At 66.2% G+C, this 17,926-nt stretch carries 18 protein-coding genes; 11 read left to right on the plus strand and 7 right to left on the minus strand.

Annotated features, from left to right (window positions below; all coding sequences use genetic code 11):
* The first annotated feature begins 93 nt into the window (after nucleotides 1-93).
* From OU998_RS12900 to OU998_RS12915, 4 genes are all read left to right on the plus strand, one after another.
* Nucleotides 94-813: a CoA transferase subunit A gene (locus OU998_RS12900; protein WP_267513996.1), complete on the plus strand. Its 720-nt coding sequence runs from the start codon at nucleotides 94-96 to the stop codon at nucleotides 811-813.
* Nucleotides 813-980: a hypothetical protein gene (locus tag OU998_RS12905; protein ID WP_267513998.1), complete on the plus strand. Its 168-nt coding sequence runs from the start codon at nucleotides 813-815 to the stop codon at nucleotides 978-980. The genes OU998_RS12900 and OU998_RS12905 overlap by 1 nt, the downstream gene beginning before the upstream one ends.
* Nucleotides 980-1,636: a 3-oxoacid CoA-transferase subunit B gene (locus tag OU998_RS12910; RefSeq protein ID WP_267513999.1), complete on the plus strand. Its 657-nt coding sequence runs from the start codon at nucleotides 980-982 to the stop codon at nucleotides 1,634-1,636. The genes OU998_RS12905 and OU998_RS12910 overlap by 1 nt, the downstream gene beginning before the upstream one ends.
* A 156-nt stretch (nucleotides 1,637-1,792) precedes the next feature.
* On the plus strand, nucleotides 1,793-2,749 hold the full coding sequence (locus OU998_RS12915) for a hypothetical protein (protein WP_267514000.1): 957 nt from the start codon (nucleotides 1,793-1,795) through the stop codon (nucleotides 2,747-2,749).
* Nucleotides 2,750-2,755: 6 nt separating this feature from the next.
* Here OU998_RS12915 and OU998_RS12920 read toward each other — a convergent pair whose 3' ends face one another.
* The 6 genes from OU998_RS12920 to flgK form a co-directional block, all read right to left on the minus strand.
* A complete protein-coding gene (locus tag OU998_RS12920; protein WP_267514001.1) occupies nucleotides 2,756-3,403 on the minus strand; it encodes an ABC-type transport auxiliary lipoprotein family protein in 648 nt (215 codons plus the stop codon).
* Nucleotides 3,400-4,338 carry an MlaD family protein gene (locus OU998_RS12925; protein ID WP_267514003.1) on the minus strand — a complete coding sequence of 313 codons (939 nt, stop codon included), beginning with the start codon at nucleotides 4,336-4,338 and terminating at the stop codon, nucleotides 3,400-3,402. Before OU998_RS12925 ends, OU998_RS12920 begins: the two co-directional genes overlap by 4 nt.
* Nucleotides 4,339-4,350: 12 nt before the next feature.
* On the minus strand, nucleotides 4,351-5,154 hold the full coding sequence (locus OU998_RS12930; protein ID WP_267514004.1) for an ABC transporter ATP-binding protein: 804 nt from the start codon (nucleotides 5,152-5,154) through the stop codon (nucleotides 4,351-4,353).
* Complete coding sequence (locus OU998_RS12935; RefSeq protein WP_267514006.1) at nucleotides 5,151-6,269, minus strand: MlaE family ABC transporter permease; 1,119 nt, start codon at nucleotides 6,267-6,269, stop codon at nucleotides 5,151-5,153. Before OU998_RS12935 ends, OU998_RS12930 begins: the two co-directional genes overlap by 4 nt.
* 440 nt (nucleotides 6,270-6,709) lie before the next feature.
* The gene (locus OU998_RS12940) at nucleotides 6,710-7,675 is read right to left on the minus strand and encodes a flagellin (RefSeq protein ID WP_267514007.1); all 966 of its coding nucleotides are present in this window, start codon (nucleotides 7,673-7,675) and stop codon (nucleotides 6,710-6,712) included.
* Entirely contained in the window at nucleotides 7,675-9,789 is a 2,115-nt protein-coding gene (flgK, locus tag OU998_RS12945) for a flagellar hook-associated protein FlgK (protein WP_267514008.1), read from the minus strand. Before flgK ends, OU998_RS12940 begins: the two co-directional genes overlap by 1 nt.
* 405 nt (nucleotides 9,790-10,194) lie before the next feature.
* On the opposite strand from flgK, the gene OU998_RS12950 reads away from it, so the two are divergent.
* From OU998_RS12950 to mnmA, 7 genes are all read left to right on the plus strand, one after another.
* Nucleotides 10,195-12,144: a flagellar hook-length control protein FliK gene (locus OU998_RS12950; RefSeq protein WP_267514009.1), complete on the plus strand. Its 1,950-nt coding sequence runs from the start codon at nucleotides 10,195-10,197 to the stop codon at nucleotides 12,142-12,144.
* 4 nt (nucleotides 12,145-12,148) lie between these two features.
* Nucleotides 12,149-12,871 carry a flagellar hook assembly protein FlgD gene (locus tag OU998_RS12955; protein WP_267514011.1) on the plus strand — a complete coding sequence of 241 codons (723 nt, stop codon included), beginning with the start codon at nucleotides 12,149-12,151 and terminating at the stop codon, nucleotides 12,869-12,871.
* 46 nt (nucleotides 12,872-12,917) lie between these two features.
* Nucleotides 12,918-14,696, plus strand: a complete 1,779-nt coding sequence (gene flgE / locus OU998_RS12960; RefSeq protein ID WP_267514012.1) for a flagellar hook protein FlgE — start codon at nucleotides 12,918-12,920, stop codon at nucleotides 14,694-14,696.
* 172 nt (nucleotides 14,697-14,868) lie between these two features.
* Complete coding sequence (locus OU998_RS12965; protein WP_026108337.1) at nucleotides 14,869-15,153, plus strand: DUF1153 domain-containing protein; 285 nt, start codon at nucleotides 14,869-14,871, stop codon at nucleotides 15,151-15,153.
* A 120-nt stretch (nucleotides 15,154-15,273) separates the two neighbouring features.
* On the plus strand, nucleotides 15,274-15,516 hold the full coding sequence (locus OU998_RS12970) for a type II toxin-antitoxin system ParD family antitoxin (protein WP_267514017.1): 243 nt from the start codon (nucleotides 15,274-15,276) through the stop codon (nucleotides 15,514-15,516).
* Complete coding sequence (locus tag OU998_RS12975; RefSeq protein WP_267514018.1) at nucleotides 15,492-15,866, plus strand: type II toxin-antitoxin system RelE/ParE family toxin; 375 nt, start codon at nucleotides 15,492-15,494, stop codon at nucleotides 15,864-15,866. The genes OU998_RS12970 and OU998_RS12975 overlap by 25 nt, the downstream gene beginning before the upstream one ends.
* Before the next feature lie 39 nt (nucleotides 15,867-15,905).
* Complete coding sequence (gene mnmA, locus OU998_RS12980) at nucleotides 15,906-17,108, plus strand: tRNA 2-thiouridine(34) synthase MnmA (RefSeq protein WP_267514020.1); 1,203 nt, start codon at nucleotides 15,906-15,908, stop codon at nucleotides 17,106-17,108.
* A gap of 3 nt (nucleotides 17,109-17,111) precedes the next feature.
* Here mnmA and OU998_RS12985 read toward each other — a convergent pair whose 3' ends face one another.
* Nucleotides 17,112-17,876 carry an energy transducer TonB family protein gene (locus tag OU998_RS12985; RefSeq protein ID WP_267514021.1) on the minus strand — a complete coding sequence of 255 codons (765 nt, stop codon included), beginning with the start codon at nucleotides 17,874-17,876 and terminating at the stop codon, nucleotides 17,112-17,114.
* Nucleotides 17,877-17,926: the final 50 nt, after the last annotated feature.

Genomic DNA, 17,926 nt, shown 5'->3' on the forward strand with positions numbered 1-17,926 from the left:
GCCTCCCCCGCCTCCCGACTTGCCCCCCGCCCCCCTCCGCGTTACGCGTGGTCAAACGCGCCAATATTCATCAGGCAGTGAAAAGGGAGAGCGATGGGTAAGATCTACGCTGACGTCACATCCGCGCTGGAGGGTCTGACCTTCGACGGCATGACGGTCATGTCCGGCGGCTTCGGCCTGTGCGGCATCCCCGAAAACCTGATCGCCGCTCTACGCGACAGCGGCGTCAAGGGCCTGACGGTCATCTCCAACAACGCCGGGGTCGACGGCTTCGGCCTGGGCCAGCTGCTTGGCACCCACCAGATCGCCAAGATGATCTCGTCCTACGTCGGCGAGAACAAGGAGTTCGAGCGCCAGTATCTGGCCGGCGAGCTGGAGCTGGAGTTCAACCCCCAGGGCACCCTGGCCGAGCGCATCCGCGCGGGCGGCGCCGGCATCCCCGCCTTCTTCACCGCCACCGGCGTCGGCACCCTGGTCGCCGAGGGCAAGGAGGTCCGCAACTTCAACGGCCGCGACTACGTCATGGAGACCGGCCTGATCGCCGACCTCTCCATCGTCAAGGCCTGGAAGGCCGACGAACGCGGCAACCTCGTCTTCCGCAAGACCGCCCGCAACTTCAACCCGATGATGGCCACGGCCGGCAAGGTCACGGTCGTCGAGGTCGAGGAAATCGTCCCCGTCGGCTCGCTCGATCCCGACCAAATCCACACGCCGGGCGTCTACGTCGACCGCCTGGTCCAGACCGTGTCCGAAAAGCGCATCGAACAGCAGACGGTGCGTCAGCGTCCAGAAACTGTCGGAGCCGTTGGCTGATGACCAAGCTGAACATCATCGCCATCGTGGCCGTCTGCCTGTGCGGCATTGCGGGTCTGGCCTTAGCCGTCCTGTCGAGCATGAGCCTGGACAAGGTGGCTGTTGGGGTCGGCCTTTTTGGGCTGCTCCTGACCTATTCCGCTCGTCTCATCGCGAGGAAGAACTGATGCCCCGTAGTCGCGAACAACTCGCCGAACGCGCCGCTCAAGAGCTGCAGGACGGTTTCTATGTGAACCTCGGGATCGGCATCCCGACCCTGGTGGCGAACTACATCCCCGAAGGCATCACTGTAACGCTACAGAGCGAGAACGGTATGCTCGGCATGGGTCCGTTTCCTTATGAAGACCAGATCGACCCCGACCTGGTCAACGCCGGGAAACAGACGATCACCGAGATCCCGGAGTCGTCCTACTTCAGCAGCGCCGACAGCTTCGCCATGATCCGCGGCGGCCACATCAACCTGTCCATTCTGGGCGCCATGGAAGTGGCCCAGAACGGCGACATCGCCAACTGGATGATCCCCGGCAAGCTGGTGAAGGGCATGGGCGGCGCCATGGACCTGGTCGCGGGCGTCAAGCGCGTGGTGGTGGTCATGGAGCACGCCAACAAGCACGGCCAGTCCAAGGTATTGAAATCCTGCACCCTTCCTCTGACCGGAACGGGCGTGGTCAGCCGCATCATCACCGACCTGGCCACCTTCGACGTCAAGCCGAACGGCGGGGGGCTTGAACTGATCGAACTGGCCGACGGCGTCACCCTGGACGAAGTCGCCGCCAAGACCGAGGCCGCCTACATCGTGGCGGAGAGGCTCAAGGGGGGCTAATCGCCGCAGTCGGGGCGGCCCAATCGAACCTTGTTGGGTCACGACGCGCCCGCTAGGGTCGAATGGCCGCACGATTCCGTGATCGATGGGGCGCGACCCCGGGGCGCCAGACCCCCGTTCCCGACGCCTCCGACGGCGAGAACAGGCCCCCGTCACATGCCGACCCTGCTCCAGACGCGGCCAGCAGACTCCGACGGGCCTGTCTCGCCAGAGCCCCTGCTTGACCTCGGCGCGCGTCTGATGGCGCGCCAGCCCGGCGACCGCCGCTTCGGCGCGCCGATCCACGCCTGGTACCCCGTACGCGCCGCACGGGTCCGCACAGCCTCTCGGGCTCAGCTTCACGGCGAGTGGATCGACCTGCCCGCCACGGTGGCCCCGGACGCCGTCCAGACCACGGCCTGCGGCGGCTGGCGACTGATCAACCGCCTGGGACTGATCTGGGCCTGCCCCGCCGGTTCAGTCGCGCCGCCGGACCTGCCTCCGACGCCCGAGGCGCCCCTGGCCCTGATCGCCTACTCCAAGGCCCCCGCGCGTGCGGACTATGACCAGGCGGTCCTGGGCCTGCTGGACCCGGCCCATGTGCCGATGATCCATAACGCCTGGTGGTGGCGCAGCCAGGCGCGTCGCACCAAGACCAAGAGCTACAGCCCCTCGCCCTTCGGCTTCACCGCCGTCGCGGCGGACGCCTTCGCCTCCACCCCCGCCTATGATCTGGTGTCCGAGGACCGCAAGGTCAGTATCGAGTTCCGCCTGCCGTCGATCCGGCTGGAGCGCGTCACCGCCCGCGGGTTCGAACTGATCAACTTGACCACCGTCACGCCTCAAGCTGAAGGCGATGTCGTGATCCGCAACCTGATCCTCTGCTCGGTCGCCGCCTTGCGGTTCGGCAGCCCGCTGCTGTCGGCCTGGGGCCGGACCTTCCTGCGTCAGGACGTGGCCATACTGGAGCGGCTGGAAGGCCGCAGTCCGCACCTGCCCCTGGTCTTCGCCGGCGACCCGGATCGCCCGTCCGCCTTCTACTTCGCCTCCAAGGCCGCCCTTCTCCGCGCCCAGCGCGAAGATGCCCCCTACAGGAACCCGGTCGAGGCCGAGTCCCTCCAGTGGGTCACCTGAGAGCCCTTACTTCGCCGACTGAATCGTCCAGTCGGCGATCTGGGTGTTGATGTCCCGCGTCGCCGTATCGAAGGCGGCGACGATGGCCGAGACCCGGTTCTCGCCCGCCGGCTGGGTCACCGTGAAGACGCGCTCCACCGACCGCGCCTGTTCGGGACGGATCGCAGCGCCGCTCGCCTGGCGTTCCGGCGTCGAACGCAACTGGGCCCGGGCCGTGATCACCACGTCCGGCGTCGCCCCCGGCGCAGCATAGCGCGCTTCGAACGTCGTCACCGACACCTGGAGCACCAACGGCGGCGTGCCGGGCTCGCGCCGGCCCAGGACGCGGATCTGGTCCGCCCGATTGGCGAAGGCCGCCTTGAGGCTATCGTCGAACAGGGTCGAGGCCGGCGACACCCAGCGCGCGCCGCCGATATAGGCGGTCTCGGTCCCGGTGACGCCCAGGATCCGGTCGTCGCCGCTCGCGGCCGGAAACTCGATCCGCCGGATCGACACCGACAGGGGCGCGGGCGTGTCGCCCTCGGCCGAGGGCGCGTCCAGCGGCAGGCCGAACCGATAGTTCTGCACCGGATCCGGCGTGGACAGCAGCGAACAACCGCTCAGCGACACGACGACGCCGGCGACGGCGCCCAGTTGAACCAGGGAACGGATCACGGCTGCACCTCCAGCTCTTTCGATTGCGGTTTCCCGATGAAGTCGCGCGGGCTGGCGCGGACATCGTCGATCAGGGCCTGAAGCGACTGGGTCGCCTCCTGTAGCTCTTCTATGGTGCCACTCAGTTGCGGCAGGCTGTTGCTGGTGAAATCACCCAGCGGCTGCTCCAGACCCGAGATAGAGCGGTTAGCCGAGGCGATGGCGACCCGCGCCTCCGCCGTGGCCTGGTTGATATTGGCGATGGCCGCGCGGCCGTCGGTGTTGACGACGGCGCGCAGATCCGCAGCCAGTCCCTGGTATTCCAGGATGGTGGCGTTGGCGTTCTTCACCGCCGCTTCCAACTCGGCGAAGATGGCCTTGCGCGCCTCCAGCTCGGTCGTCAGCGCCTCGACGTTCTTCACGCTGGTCGAGAAGCTGCGGATATTGTCGTCGGACATGACCCGGTTGATCCGGTTCAGCGCATCCACAGTCTGGGCCAGCACCGTGCCCGACCCGCTCAGCAGTTCGGCGATCGGCGACGGCTGGCTTTGCAGCACCGGCACCACATTGTCCGGATACTGGTCCTTCAGCAGGGCGCTGTTGGGCGAACCGGCGGTGATCTGGATATAGTTCAGGCCCGTGATGCCCTGCGGCTCCAGCTGGGCGCGCGAGGTCACGCGGACCGGCGTCGTGCCGTCCACCCGCACCCGGGCGATGACCTGGTCGCCGCGCTTGGTGTCGATGTTAAGGTCCGTCACCTCTCCGACGCGGATGCCGTTGAAGTGCACCTCCCCGCCTTCAGACAGCCCGTTGACCGGCCCATAGAAGACGATGTCGTACAGGTCGTAGTCGCTGTTGAACTGTAACCGGGCCAGCCAGATGGTGAACACCGCCAGCGCCGCCAAAAGGCAGACTGTGGCGATGCCGACAGCGGCGTAGTGTGCGTCTCTTTCCATACGTGGCTCTCCTCAAGCCGCCTTGGTGGCCGCGCGACCGCGCGGCCCCAGGAAGTATTCCTTGATCCACGGATGGTCGGAGCGTTCCAGCTCCTGCACCGTGGCTTTTTCCACGACCCGCTTGTCCGCCAGCACCGCCACCTTGTCGCAGATGGCGTACAGGCTATCGAGGTCGTGTGTGATCATGAAGACGGACAGGCCCAGGTCGTCCGACAGTTGCCGGATCAGTTCGTCGAAGGCCGCCGCCCCGATCGGGTCCAGCCCCGCCGTCGGCTCGTCCAGAAACACCAGTTCGGGATCAAGCGCCAAGGCCCGCGCCAAGCCCGCCCGTTTCTTCATCCCGCCCGACAGTTCGGCCGGCTTCAGATGGTGATGTTCGGGCTTCAAACCCACCATCGAGATCTTCAGCTCGGCCAGCTCATAGATGGCCGTCTTGGGCAGTTTGGTATGCTCCACCAGCGGCGAAGCCACATTCTCCAGCACGCTCAACGACGAGAACAACGCCCCCTGCTGAAACAGGATACCCGTCCTCTGCTCGATGTCCGCCGCCTCATCGCTGGTCAGGGTGGCGCGGTCATAGCCCAGCACCTTCACCGACCCGCCCTCGGGCTCCTTCAAACCGATGATGGTGTTCAACAGCACCGTCTTGCCCGCGCCCGACCCGCCGACCACGCCCATGACCTCGCCCCTCTTGAGGTCGATATCCAGGTTCTCATGGATGGTCCGGTCGCCGAACTGGCTCAGCAGACCGCGCACCTCGATCAGGTTCTCGACCTTGTCTTCCGGCGCGGCGGCCGGCATCGTCGCATCGGTCATATGTCCAGCTCCAGGAAGACCAGGGCGAAGACCGCGTCCAACAAGATGATGGCGAAGATCGCCTGCACCACCGCCGCCGTCACACGCCGGCCCAGGCTTTCGACATCGCCCGCCACCGACATGCCCTGACGGCAGCCGATGGCCGCGATCACCAGAGCGAAGACCGGCGCCTTCACCAGGCCCACCATCATATGCTGGGCCATGGTCCCGTCCTCGACCAGGCGCTGGAAGAAGAAGGCCGGCCCTAAGTTCAGCGAGCTCCAGCACACGACCAAACCGCCCATCAGCCCGCCGATCATGCCCATGAAGGTCAGCAACGGCAGCATCAGCACCAGGGCCGCCACGCGCGGCACCACCAGGGCCTGGAACGGGTTGACGCCCATCACCTGCATGGCGTCGACCTCCTGGTTCATCCGCATCGAGCCGATCTCGGCTGCAAAGGCCGAGGCCGAACGCCCCGCCAGCAGAACCGAGGCGATCACCACCGCGAACTCGCGGAACATGGCCACGCCGATCAGCTGGACCGCAAACACCTGGGCGCCGAAGTCGGTCAGCAGGTCCACGCCGATGAAGGCCACGACCGCGCCGATGAAGAAGTTGGTGACCATGACGATCGGGATCGCGTCCAGACCCGCCCGCTCGCCCTGACTGACCCAGGCGGGCCAGCGGATGCCGCGGGGGTGTTTCGCCGCCTCGACCACGGCCGTCATCAGCCGACCCAGAAACGCCAGGGACAACATGGCCTCGGCGCCGAAATCATAGACGCCCCGGCCGATCTTGGCGAAGCTTCGGGTGAAGGCGTCCGCCCGTTGGGGTGGCGGCGCGCTCCTGCGCTCAAGCGCCTCGATCATCGTGTAGATGCGGCCGGCTTCGGGCCGATCCTTCCAGGCCGACTTGGGCACGCCGCACTGCGACGCCTGGACCAGAGCCAAGGCCCCGGCCGTATCAAACCTGCCCAAACGGCTGGTGTCGATGCTGTCGACCTTGCGCCCGTTCAGTTCCTTGTCCAGCCGCTGCGGCACCCGCCCCAGGGCCGTCGTCGTCCAATCGCCGATAAGGCGCAGCTTCGCCGCGCCTTGGCCGGCGTCCGTGATTTCGTAACCGGTCTGGCTCATTGCGCCCCGAAAGTCAGAACGGGCCTCGGACAATCCCCTTCTACGCGGGGATCAGCCGAAATCCAGACTCGCCTAATGGTCAAGCCTCCGAATGAAGTCAACGCACGATGACATTCGTGCGCCGCTTTAGTCTCGCACTGTGTCGAACCTGCGCGGCTCATCTCATCTCCCCGAACCGCCACGCTGGCGGCCTATCCAAACGCCATCGACCGGGATTCGTTCGGCCATCAGCCTATAAGGCGCCGCGCAGCGATCAGATCAGCGATAAATCCACGGCGCGCCTCGGCTTTCGCCGCCGCGTCGGGCAGACGCAGCAGATAGGCGGGTTGGACGGTCACCATGCCGACCGACCCGTCGTCCCGAGGGCCAGAACCACCTTCGGCCGGATCAGCCGTCGCTCGGCGTCTTGTGCAGCCTTCGCTTGCCGCCACACCGACCGCTTAGCGAAGAATATCCAGCAGCGACGTATTGCGGAGCGAGTTGATCACCTGGGCCGACGCCTCGATCGCCACCTGGGCCGCCTGTAGGTCGGTGATGGCTTGCGCGGGATCGTATCCCGCCTTGTCGGTCATCAGCTTGTCGAGGGCCAGCTTCTGGGATTCGTGCGCATCCAGCGCCGACTCGACCTGATTTTGAACCAGTCCGTTCTTGGCCGTCTGGTTCGTCAGCCCCTCGTTCGCGTTGCCGAACTCCCCCATCTGGGCGGTCAGGAAGGCGACGACATTCGCACCCGGCTGGCCGGTCAGAGTGCCCGCTCCAGTCGGCGTATAGGTGACGCTGCCGATCGTGACCGGGATTCCGTTCTGATAGGCCTGCATGTTCCGGAACACCTCGGTCAGAGGCCCGCCGATCTCGTTGGCCAAAAAGCCCGTCTCGACCATGGTGTTTTCGTCGATGCGCGACTTCTGCTTCAGGTCGTCATTGGCGAAGGTCGAGGCGGTCGAAGGCGCGGCGGCCAGGGCCGCCATTGTCGCGGCTGTCGCCGGCGGCGCATCGCCGCGTCCGCCACCAAACAGATAGGCCCCCTGGTGTTCGGCGTTCAGCCCGCTCTGAACAGTCTGATACTGAAGACCCAGCTCAGTCATCATATTGGTGATGTTGCCCGCCGCGATGCCGTTGGCGATGGCCTCCCGCGCCGCCACGCCGGCGTCGTAGATGCGGTTCATGGCTAGGTCCTGCGCGCTCAGCCGCGCCGCAGCACTCTCTCCGGCGCCGATGAACCCCTCCAGCCGCGCCTGGGTCGAAGTCAGACTGGTCAGTTGCTCGGCGCCCCGGCCATAGCCGGACATGTCGGTGGCGATGGTGCCGCTGTCGATCCGTTCCTGAGCCTGCTCGGCGCGGTTCTGGGCGCTCATCAGATTCAGAAGCGCCGACTGATAATTTCCGAAGGTGGCGACACGCGTCATTATAGGATCCCGATCAGCACGTCGTACATGTCCTTGCTCGCCTGGATCAGACGGGCGGAGGCGTTGTAGGCCTGTTGGAAGGTGGTCATGTTGACCAGTTCCTCGTCCATATTGACCCCCTCGGAGGCGTTGCGACGATTATCGGCTTCCTGGGCGATGGCCGTGGCAGTCTCGCTGGCGGTCTTCGCCGCCGAGGCCTTGCCCCCGATGTCGCCCGCGAAGTCCGCCGCATAGGCCGACAGGCTCTTGGTCCCGCCGCTGTTGCCGCCGGCGGCGGCGAAGCTGACGTTCTTGCGGCCAGCGTCCGCCAGCAGTAGTCCGCCGCGGCCGTCGTTCTTGCTCAAGGCCGAGGTTCCCGCCGCCGCCGACAGGTTCAACTGGGCCAGGGCCAGCTTTTCCGGATCACTCTGGATGTCGCTGCGGACAGAATAGGCGCCCGCCCGCGTCGCCCCCGTCTCGCCCAGGCCGAACAGTTGCGACATCGACACCCCCGAAGGGGTTTGGGTCGTATTGTCCTTAACCACGCTCAGGGTCGTGGAGGCCGAGTCATAGGCCTTGAAGCTCAGCGTCCCGGCCGCGTTCAGGCTGAAGGCGCCGTAGCGCCCCACGCCGCCGACCGGATCGTTCAGCGCCGTCAGCAGTTCGCCCATGGTGCCGGTGCCCGTCGGGACGGCGATGGTGACATCCCGCAACCGGGCGCCGGAAGCGCTGCCGATGCGGAAGGTCAAGCTTTCTCCCGTGTCGAAGCCATGCTGCGACGTCAGGGTCAGGCCGGTGTCATAGAAGGTGGGCGTCGTGGTGCTGACCAGGTCGTTCAACCCGAACCAGTGGGAAAAGCCCCGCCCGCCCTTGCTGCTGGGGCTTGTCGCGTCGTCGGCCACCGCGACGCCGTTGCCGCCCTGCCCCTCAATCCGCAGCTGCCCGTCGAAGAACCCGACCGTGGCCTCGCCCCCCAGTTGCGCATTGACCGTGGCGAGGAAGGTGGTCGGATCGGCGGCGACGCCGTTCACGGTCATGGTGGCGCCCGAGAAGACGATCTCGGCCGAGGCCTGGATCACACCTGCGCTGTCCACCGCCGTGATCGTCGTCGTGCCGGTAAAGCCCGTCAGGGCCGTCGTCAGCGACTGACCGGTGTTTCGACCGCTCAGCAGGGTCGGGGCCGGCACGCTGCTGTTGGCGTTGTGCGCCCGGTTCAGCTCGTCCGCCAGCTTGGCCGTCAGTTCGCCCAGGCGGGCCGCCGCCGCCGGGGCGTCGGTGTCGCGCAGCTCGATGAGGCCGCGAATTTCACCCGACGACACCCCGTCCAGCAGGGGCCAGCGCGTACCGTTCGGCTCGGTCACCATGATGTCCGAGAAGGCCGTCATGGAATCGACGGTCCCTGCGGCCTTGTAGGACAGCACCGCATGCCCGTCGCCGACCAGGGTCATGCCCGTGCCGGTGCGCAACGTCACGCCGCCGTTCGCCCGCGTCTCGATCTTGACGTCCATGTACTGGGACAGTTCGTTGATCAACGTCTGCTGCGCGTTCTGGGCCCCGGTCACATCCTGACTGATGATCGAGCCGGCGGCGATCGTCTTGTTCAGCTTGTCGATCTGCTCCAGCAGCGGATTGACCGTGTCGACGGCGCTCAGCAGACGACTGTCCGCCTCCTGCCGCGCCGTCTGGATCTGCGCCGCGATGTTCGCCGCTTCGTTGAACATCGCTTGGGTCTTGTAGACCGTGTCCTGCCGCGCCGCAGACGACGTCGGGCTTTCGCCCAGGGTCGCATAGCTGGCGAACAGTTTGTCGATCTTGGCGAAGAAGCCGCCGTCGCCGCTGGGGTCGCCGAACTGGGTCTGGATCTGGTCGTACAGTTCGTACCGCACATTCTGGCGGGCGGCGTCGGCATTGGCGCTCATGCCCGCGGCTTGCAGGAAGCGATTGGTGGCTAGACGAACGCGCGAGACATCCACGCCCGCGCCATAGCCTTCGGTCACCGCGGCGGTCTGATCGGCGATCTTGCGGACGTAGCCGGCGGTATTGACGTTGGCGAGGTTGTCCGACGTCACGCGCAACTGGGTCTGCGCGGCCTGCAGACCCGTCGTCGCGATGTTCATGATGGACGTCAGCGACATGGAACCGTCTCCCTCGCCTCACCCGGCAGGCCCTGCCCTGCAGCGCGCAAATCTTGCCCGGCCACGCGTCGCCGACGCTCAGGCAGAGCGTTGTTTTTAAACGACATCGCTGATCGCGCGGTCTTCATGACCCGCAAGGTGCGCAAGGCTCGGGCCAAATATGTCGCTTGCGACACCTGACCCGCCACTTCCTGACATCACCGACACAGATCCGATGCATTCAGTGCCGGGCAAAAAGTAGCGAAGGGACGGCAAGAAACGCCGCGCTGCGCGCCAGCCCAACGCTCACTTCCGATTTTCTCCTGCAATATCAATAATGAACAAACTGGCCCGTCCCTTGCGACAGGCGACGGGAATAGCCAGGCGCAGCAGGCGCCGCCCAGACCTGAAAGTCGCCTGCGCCCCATGTCGTCCGCATTCGCCCTGTTCGCCTCAGCGCCTCCGGCCTCCGCCGGAACGTCTGCTGCTGCGCCTAGCGGCCAGGACGGCGAGACGGCCGATCTGTTCTCTTCCAAACTCGCCGAAGCCTTCTCCGGCCTGGGCCAATCCAGGAGCGAGGCGGCAAAGTCCGACACGTCTCTGCGCACGCCTGGGCGGCTCTCGCTTCCGACGATCTCCGCCACCGAGCTTGCTGCTGTAGAAGCAGAGAGCGCCACAAACCTGACGGTAGAGGTCGCAGCGGCGGAGGCGGCTGACATCGTGGCCGCACCGTCGGCGTCCGAGTCCCCGCCGTCGGAAGATGATGTGGAATCGGCTGCCCCCCCTGTCGGGGCAGACGCCGCTGCGATCATCCCACAACCCATCGCCCTGCAAGTCATCGTTCCGGTGACCGTCGAGCCGCCCTCGGCCGACGCCGTCGTCACGGGCGGCGCGATCGAAGCGGCCGGCCTGGTCCCGGCGCCCTCCGCTCCGGACGACCAGGAGGCGGCCGTTGCCGATCTGGCGGCGTCCATGGCGGCCGGCGACGCCGCGCCGACGGCCAAGCCTGTTGAAACCGCTGAAAAGCCGGCTCCGGTTCAGCAGCCCGTCGCCCAAGCCGCCGCGCCGTCCGTTGACGCCGTACTGACTTCGACAACCGGCGTCGAGGCCGCGCCGTCGGCGCAGACCGCCACCCCGGCGCCCCAGGGCGCGCCCACCGAAATGGCGGCAGCGCTACAGCCGCAACCGCAGACCAAGTCGGCAGAGCCGACGACCGCCAAGGCCGAACGCGCCGAGACCGCAGCGCCCGTGGCCTCAGGCCCGTCCAGCCAAACGAAGACCGCGACCGACGCAGCATCCCTGCTGATGGCGCTGGAAAAGCCGGCGCCGCAGCCCACCTCGAACACGATCAAGACCGAGTCCCTTGAGACGGCGCGCCTGACCGATCCTGCCCTGCCCAAACCTGAGGTGAAGGTCACCGTCCAATCGGCCGTCACAGGCGTCCAGACGCCGACGACCGTTCAAACCGTCGCCGCCGTCTCGAACCTGGCGGTCGCAGAAGCCGTCAAGGCGGTCGAAGCCCAGGTCGAGACCCAGGCCGAAACCGCTCCGCAAGACGATCTCTCTCTTCCCGTGATCGAGACGACGCCATCGACACAGACCCCGCCGACGAAGGCCCCAGCGACGACGCCTGCGCCCTTGCGCGCGGCGCCGGCCAATGCGGCGCCGACCGACGGCGCCGCCCAGACGTCAGATGGATCGAACGTCCTGCCGACCGATCACGTCGTGATGGCCGACGCCGGCTCTAACCTGGGCCAGACCCGCCAGGCGAGCCTGGGGCAGACCGCGCCGACCGCCGACGACGCGACGACCGCCGCCGCGCCGGTCACCGACACCGCGCCGCTCGACCCGACGACGCCCGTGGATACGCCGACGGAGGTCCGCGCACTCGACGCGGCGACCACAACGACGCAGACGGCCGCGTCTTCCCTCTCCCGCGCCACCATCGAGACGACCGCCCAGATCGCCGCCCAGATCGCCCGCAAGCTGGAAGGCCGCTCGACCCGGTTCGACATGGTCCTGACGCCTGAGGACCTGGGTCGCGTGGACGTCAGCCTCGAGATCGGCGCCGACGGCCAGTTGGCCGCGCGCCTAGCCTTCGACAATCCGGCCGCCGCCGCAGAGCTGCGCGGCCGCGCCGACGAACTGCGCCGTCAGCTTCAGGACGCCGGCTTCCAGGTCGCCAGCGACTCGCTCGACTTCACTCAGCGCGACACGTCATCCGGCGGCGGCTTCGACCGTCAGCAGCAGCAGCGTCAGTCCCTGTTCGCGGGAGCTGGGCGCCTGACCAACCAGGCCGACCTTTCCGTCACGCCCCCTCCGGGCGCCTGGACCAACCATTCCCAGACGCGCGACCGCGTCGATGTGAGGGTCTGACCCTATGGCCACCGCCATTTCATCCGTCGATGCCCAAGGCCGCTTGACCAGCGGCACTACGGCTTTGGCGTCGAATATGGAGACCTTCCTGACGCTGCTGACCACGCAGATGAAAAATCAGGACCCGCTGTCGCCGCTCGACTCCAACGAGTTCACCGCCCAGCTGACGCAGATGTCAGGGGTGGAGCAGCAACTGCTGACCAATGACCTGCTGACCAGCCTGGTCGCCGCCCAATCGGCCGGCGGTCTGGACAACGCCTCCAACTATATCGGCAAGGAAGTGACCGCCGCCTGGACCGCCACCTCGCTGGAAGACGGCAAGGCGAGCTGGAGCTACGAACTGGCCGCCGCCGCCGACAAGGTGAAGCTGCAGGTGGTCGACAGCACCGGCAAGGTGGTCTGGGAAGGCGACGGCCCAGAGAAGGGCATCGGCTTGCACGACTTCGTCTGGGACGGCAAGATGACCAGCGGCGACACGGCTGAGGACGGCGGCGTCTATACGCTGAAGGTCGCCGCGACCGACGCCAAGAACGCCAAGATCGACAGCCAGGCCCTGATCCGCGGCCGCGTCACCGGCGTCGAGATGTACGACGGCGCCCCCTATCTGGTGATCGGCGATTCCATACTTCCGCTGTCGACGGTGATCTCGCTGAACGAGATCACCGAAAAGGCAGACAATGACGATACGGAGAATCCGAACGTCCCGACCGAGGAGGCGGCCGCATGATGCGCTCCGCCGCCTTCCCGATGACTTCCACTCAAGGAGCGTATTCATGAGCTTGAACAGCGCAATGCTGGCCGGCGTGTCCGGCCTGGCCGCCAACTCCGCCGCCCTGGCGGCGATTTCCCAGAACATCGCCAACGTCAACACCGTCGGCTACAAACGCTCGCAGGGCGAGTTCCAGACCCTGGTCAACAGCCAGACCCGCGCGGGCGGCTCCTTCTCCGCCGGCGGCGTCATGTCCGCCACTCGGTCGTACATCAGCCAGGAAGGCCAGCTCCAGCGCACGACCGAGAACACCGATCTCGCCGTCAGCGGCCAGGGCTTCTTCGTCACCACGACCCAGGCCGAAAACGTCGGTGCCACCGATACGCGCCTGTTCACCCGCGCCGGCGCCTTCCGCGTCGACAACCTCGGCTATCTACAGAACAGCGCCGGCCTGTACCTGCAGGGCTGGCCTGTTGATTCCAACGGCGATATCTCGACCGACCCGTCCGACCTTACGCGCCTTCGCTCGATCAATATCGGCCAGGTCGGCGGTACGGCTGAACCCACAACCCGCGTCCAAATCAACGCCAACCTGAGCTCGGGGACGGTCGTGTCGAGCGCCGCCGCCGCTAACAAGTACACCGGTGTCTCTGACGCAGCCGTACCGCCAGTAGACCATGACGTGGCGGTGTCCTATGTCCGCACCGGCACCAACACTTACACCGTGACGATCGAGACCGGCATCACCAAGATCACCGGCACAGCGACCTATGCAGCCGGCGTTCTGACCGGCTTCGTCCCGACCGGCGGCGCCAATGGTTCAGCGACCGCCACGGCGACCGACATCACCATCACACCGACCAGCGGCTCTGCACCAGTGGTCGTCGGGACGCCTTTCGTCCTCGATTTCGCGGACATCGGCATGGCGAGCGACGGCATCGCCGAGACCAAATACGATCCGACAGTCAATTCGATGGCGATGTACAATGCCGACGACGACTCGCCTGTCGGCGTCAAGCCAGACTTCAAGATGAACATCCCCGTGTCGGACTCCAAGGGCGGACAGCGAAATCTGGAAATCCGCTTCCTGAAGAGCGCAGGAGCCAACGAGTGGTATGCCGAAATCGTAGCGGTCCCGGCCGAGGATGTCGTCACCGGCGCTCCTTATTCCAACGGTCAGATCAAGACCGGCCTGATCGCCTTCACGCCGTCGGGTCGTCTGGACATCGAGACGATGCAGACTTGGCCGGCGGGCAAGGGTCTTTTCGACGATCCCGAACAGGCGAGTCTGTCCTTCCTGGAGTCCGACGCTAGCAACACCATCGACCCCGCTGACTCGACTGACGACTACAAGGTCAAATGGGCCGACGGCCTTGGCATCGCTGCCCAGACGGTGACCTTGGATCTGAACACCTCGGCCGGCGGGCTCAGCCAGTTGAACACCGCCTCGGTGGTGCAATCGACCGTCACCAACGGCACAGCCTTCGGCAATCTGAGCGAAATCACCATCGACGAGAGCGGCTTCGTCACCGCCATCTTCGACAACGGCGTCATGCGCCGCATCGCCCAGGTCGCCATCGCCACCTTCCCCAGCCCCGACAGCCTGAAAGAGGTGTCCGGCAACGCCTTCGCCGTCAGCCTGGAAAGCGGCACCTTCAACCTGAAGGCGGCCGGCACTGGCGGCGCAGGCACGGTGGCGGCCCAGCAACTGGAGAGCTCGACCGTCGATCTGTCGGCCGAGTTCACGGGCCTGATCACGACCCAGCGGGCCTATTCCGCCTCATCCAAGATCATCACCACGGCGGACGAAATGCTCGCCGAGCTGATCAACATCAAACGCTGATCGGCGAGTAACTAAGCGTTAGTTTCAATGAATCGTCGCTCAAGGAAGGTTTACAGAGTCGTTCGGGCCGGGAGGGATTTTATTCGTTCCTTCACCACGACGCTTAAACCGACCTTAGCGGGCCCCGCCTACATTCATGACACTACGGTGTTGGTGAAAGAGGCATAAGCCCATGTTGCAAGAGCGACGCCTGAATAGCAAAGGCGAACAATACGTGGTCGGACCGACTGGCACGCCCCTGACCCTGAACGATCTGCCGCCGTCCAACACGGACCGGTGGGTGATCCGCCGCAAGGCCGAAGTCGTCGCCGCCGTCCGCGGCGGCCTGCTCAGCCTTGACGACGCCCTGGCGAAGTACCGCCTGACGGCGGAAGAATTCCTCGCCTGGCAGAAGGCCATCGACAAATGGGGCATGCAGGGCCTGCGCACGACGCGGATCCAGAGCTACCGCTCCTAAGGCTTCTCCCCGAAGACGACCCAAGAAGGGCCGCATCCGGAAACGGACGCGGCCCTTTTCGTTGGGGTGCGCGGACCAGAGATTTCTTGTCGTTTTGGAGCCGCATGTTAAATTGCAGACATGAGCACCGTGTCGATCCAGCTTGACGAACGCATGGAGGCCTTCGTCGATGAGAAGGTTCGTTCTGGCGCGTTCCGCGATCGGTCCGAAGTGCTGATAAAGGCGCTGGGCGACATGAAACAGTCCGATGCGCAGCTGACCGCCCTTAAAGCGAAGATCCAGCAAGGGCTCGACGAGTTGGACGCGGGCTTTGGCATTCAGGTGGACGACGTCGAGCAGTGGCTGAACGGGCTCGGCCGCTGATCACGCGCCGACGGATTGTCGTCGCACCCTTGGCTCAAAGCCAGATCGACTCAGTGCTTCGAGACAGTCGGACGCGCTTCGGCGACACGACGGCGGACCGTTACTCAGCCCTGATCCAGAGCGCCCTCGACATACTCGCAAGCCAGCCCGGCTCGAGGCTCTCCAAGATCATGGAAATCGATCAGGCCGAGATCCATCTGTTCCATCTTCGTCACGCCAAATCCCACCTTCGATCAAGCGAGACCGTCCGCTCGCCTCGCCACGTCATCGCCTATCGCTTCAATGAAGCCGTCGTAGAGGTGGCGCAGTTGCTGCACGAACGCATGGATTTGCCCGGCCATTTGCGCTGAAGCCTCGAAATTGCGCCAGTTCCGCACTAAATGGCGGCCATGACCCTGGTCGAAGACCTCTGCCCCGTTCCTGACATTCGCCGCACCGACATGGATGCAGCGGTCGAGAGCGCGCGGGCGGCGGTCGGCCTGCCGGTCGGGGCGCGCATCGTCGCGGCCATGTCGGGCGGGGTGGACTCCACCGTCGTCGCCGCCCTACTGCACAAGGCGGGCTATGACGTCGTCGGCGTGACCTTGCAGCTCTACGACCACGGCGCGGCCCTGAAAAAGAAGGGCGCCTGCTGCGCGGGCCAGGACATTCACGACGCGCGTCTGGCGGCCGAGATGATCGGCATCCCCCACTATGTCCTGGACTACGAAAGCCGCTTCAAGGACGCGGTGATCGACCAGTTCGCCGACTCCTATCTGAAGGGCCAGACCCCGGTCCCCTGCATCCGCTGTAATCAGACGGTCAAGTTTCGCGACCTGCTGGACGTCGCTCGCGACCTGGGCGCCGAAGCCATGGCGACGGGCCACTACGTCCGCCGCGCCGCCGTCGGCAATCGCTCGCAGATGCGCAAGGCGATCGACCACTCGCGCGACCAGTCCTATTTCCTGTTCGCCACCACCCAGAACCAGCTCGACTATCTGCGCTTCCCCCTAGCCGATCTGGAAAAGCCCCAGGTGCGCGGCGTCGCCGCCGAACTGGGGCTGAAGATCGCCGCCAAGCCGGACAGCCAGGACATCTGCTTCGTCCCCTCGGGCGACTATCGCACCCTGATCGACCGCCTGCGTCCGCAGGGCCGCGAGGCCGGCGAGATCGTGCACATGGACGGGCGCGTGCTGGGAAGCCACGCCGGCATCACCGACTACACCATCGGCCAGCGCCGGGGCCTGAACGTCGCGGTGGGCGAGCCCCTGTTCGTCGTAAAGCTTGAGCCTGAAACCCGCCGCGTGATCGTCGGCCCGCGCGAAGCCCTGCTGACCGCGTCCCTGACGCTGGAAGAAACCAACTGGCTGGGCGACGAAGCCACGATCCAGGAGGCCGCAACCTCCGGCCTCCCCGTGCTGGCCCGCGTCCGCTCCACCCGCCAGCCCTCGCCCGCCCGTCTGGCCCTGATCGACGGCGACGTCCGCATCGTCTTCGACGAGGGCGAAGAAGGCGTCGCCCCCGGCCAGGCCTGCGCCCTGTACGACCCCGCCGACCCCGACCGCGTCCTGGGCGGCGGCTTCATCCGCGATACGACGGCCGTCGCGGTCTGAGTCTTAACGGGCGGCGCGCCCGCCTTCGCGCGGCCGATAGTCCAACCGCACCCGGAACTCGCGCGTGCGCCAGGTCGTGTCCGACGACGGCCGGGGGAAGGGTTCCGCCGCTTTGATCTGGCTGAGGGTCGCGGCGTCCAGCGCCGAACGGCCGCTGCCCGTCAATATGCGTTCGTTGCTGACCCGCCCCCGACGATCCAGGGTGAAGACCACCGTCACCACGCCCGTCACGCCGCCAGGATGGCGCTTGTGCGTCTCCACCCACCGCAGGACCTGGGCGTAATAGTCGTCCACCTGCGCCCCCGCATTGGCGCCGGACGTCGCCGCCGCGCCGCCCCCCGTCATACCCCGCCGTGAATCCCGCGCCCCATCCGCGCTCGCTTCTCCCCGGCCCGCTCCTTCGGTCAGGATCGTCGCCAGCGGCGCCGGCGCGCCAGACGCCAGGGCGACGGGCGTCGTCTCCAGCGCAGGCAACGGTGTCGGCGCCACCCGCGCCTCCAGTGGGGTCGGCGCCGTCTTGAGCGTCGGCTTCCGAGGCGTTTCGGCGGCGTCTTCAGCCTTGGCCGCCGTCGAATCCGTCGATCCGTTCTCGCGGTTAAAGGCCGCACGGGGCGTCAGCGTCAGCTCAATCACCGGCGCCCCGCCTTGGTCCGGCGCAGGCGCGCGTACGGCGTCTAAGGTCAGAAGGACCAGCAGGCCCATCTGGACAACGGCGACGACCGCTCCGGTCCCCGCCTTGGCGAGTGGGGAAACAAACTCGGACGGCATGCGCGACCGAATAGAACCGGATTGTTGAGAACGCAACTGCGAATGAGTTG

Source organism: Brevundimonas sp. SL130 (assembly GCF_026625805.1).
Lineage (GTDB): Bacteria > Pseudomonadota > Alphaproteobacteria > Caulobacterales > Caulobacteraceae > Brevundimonas.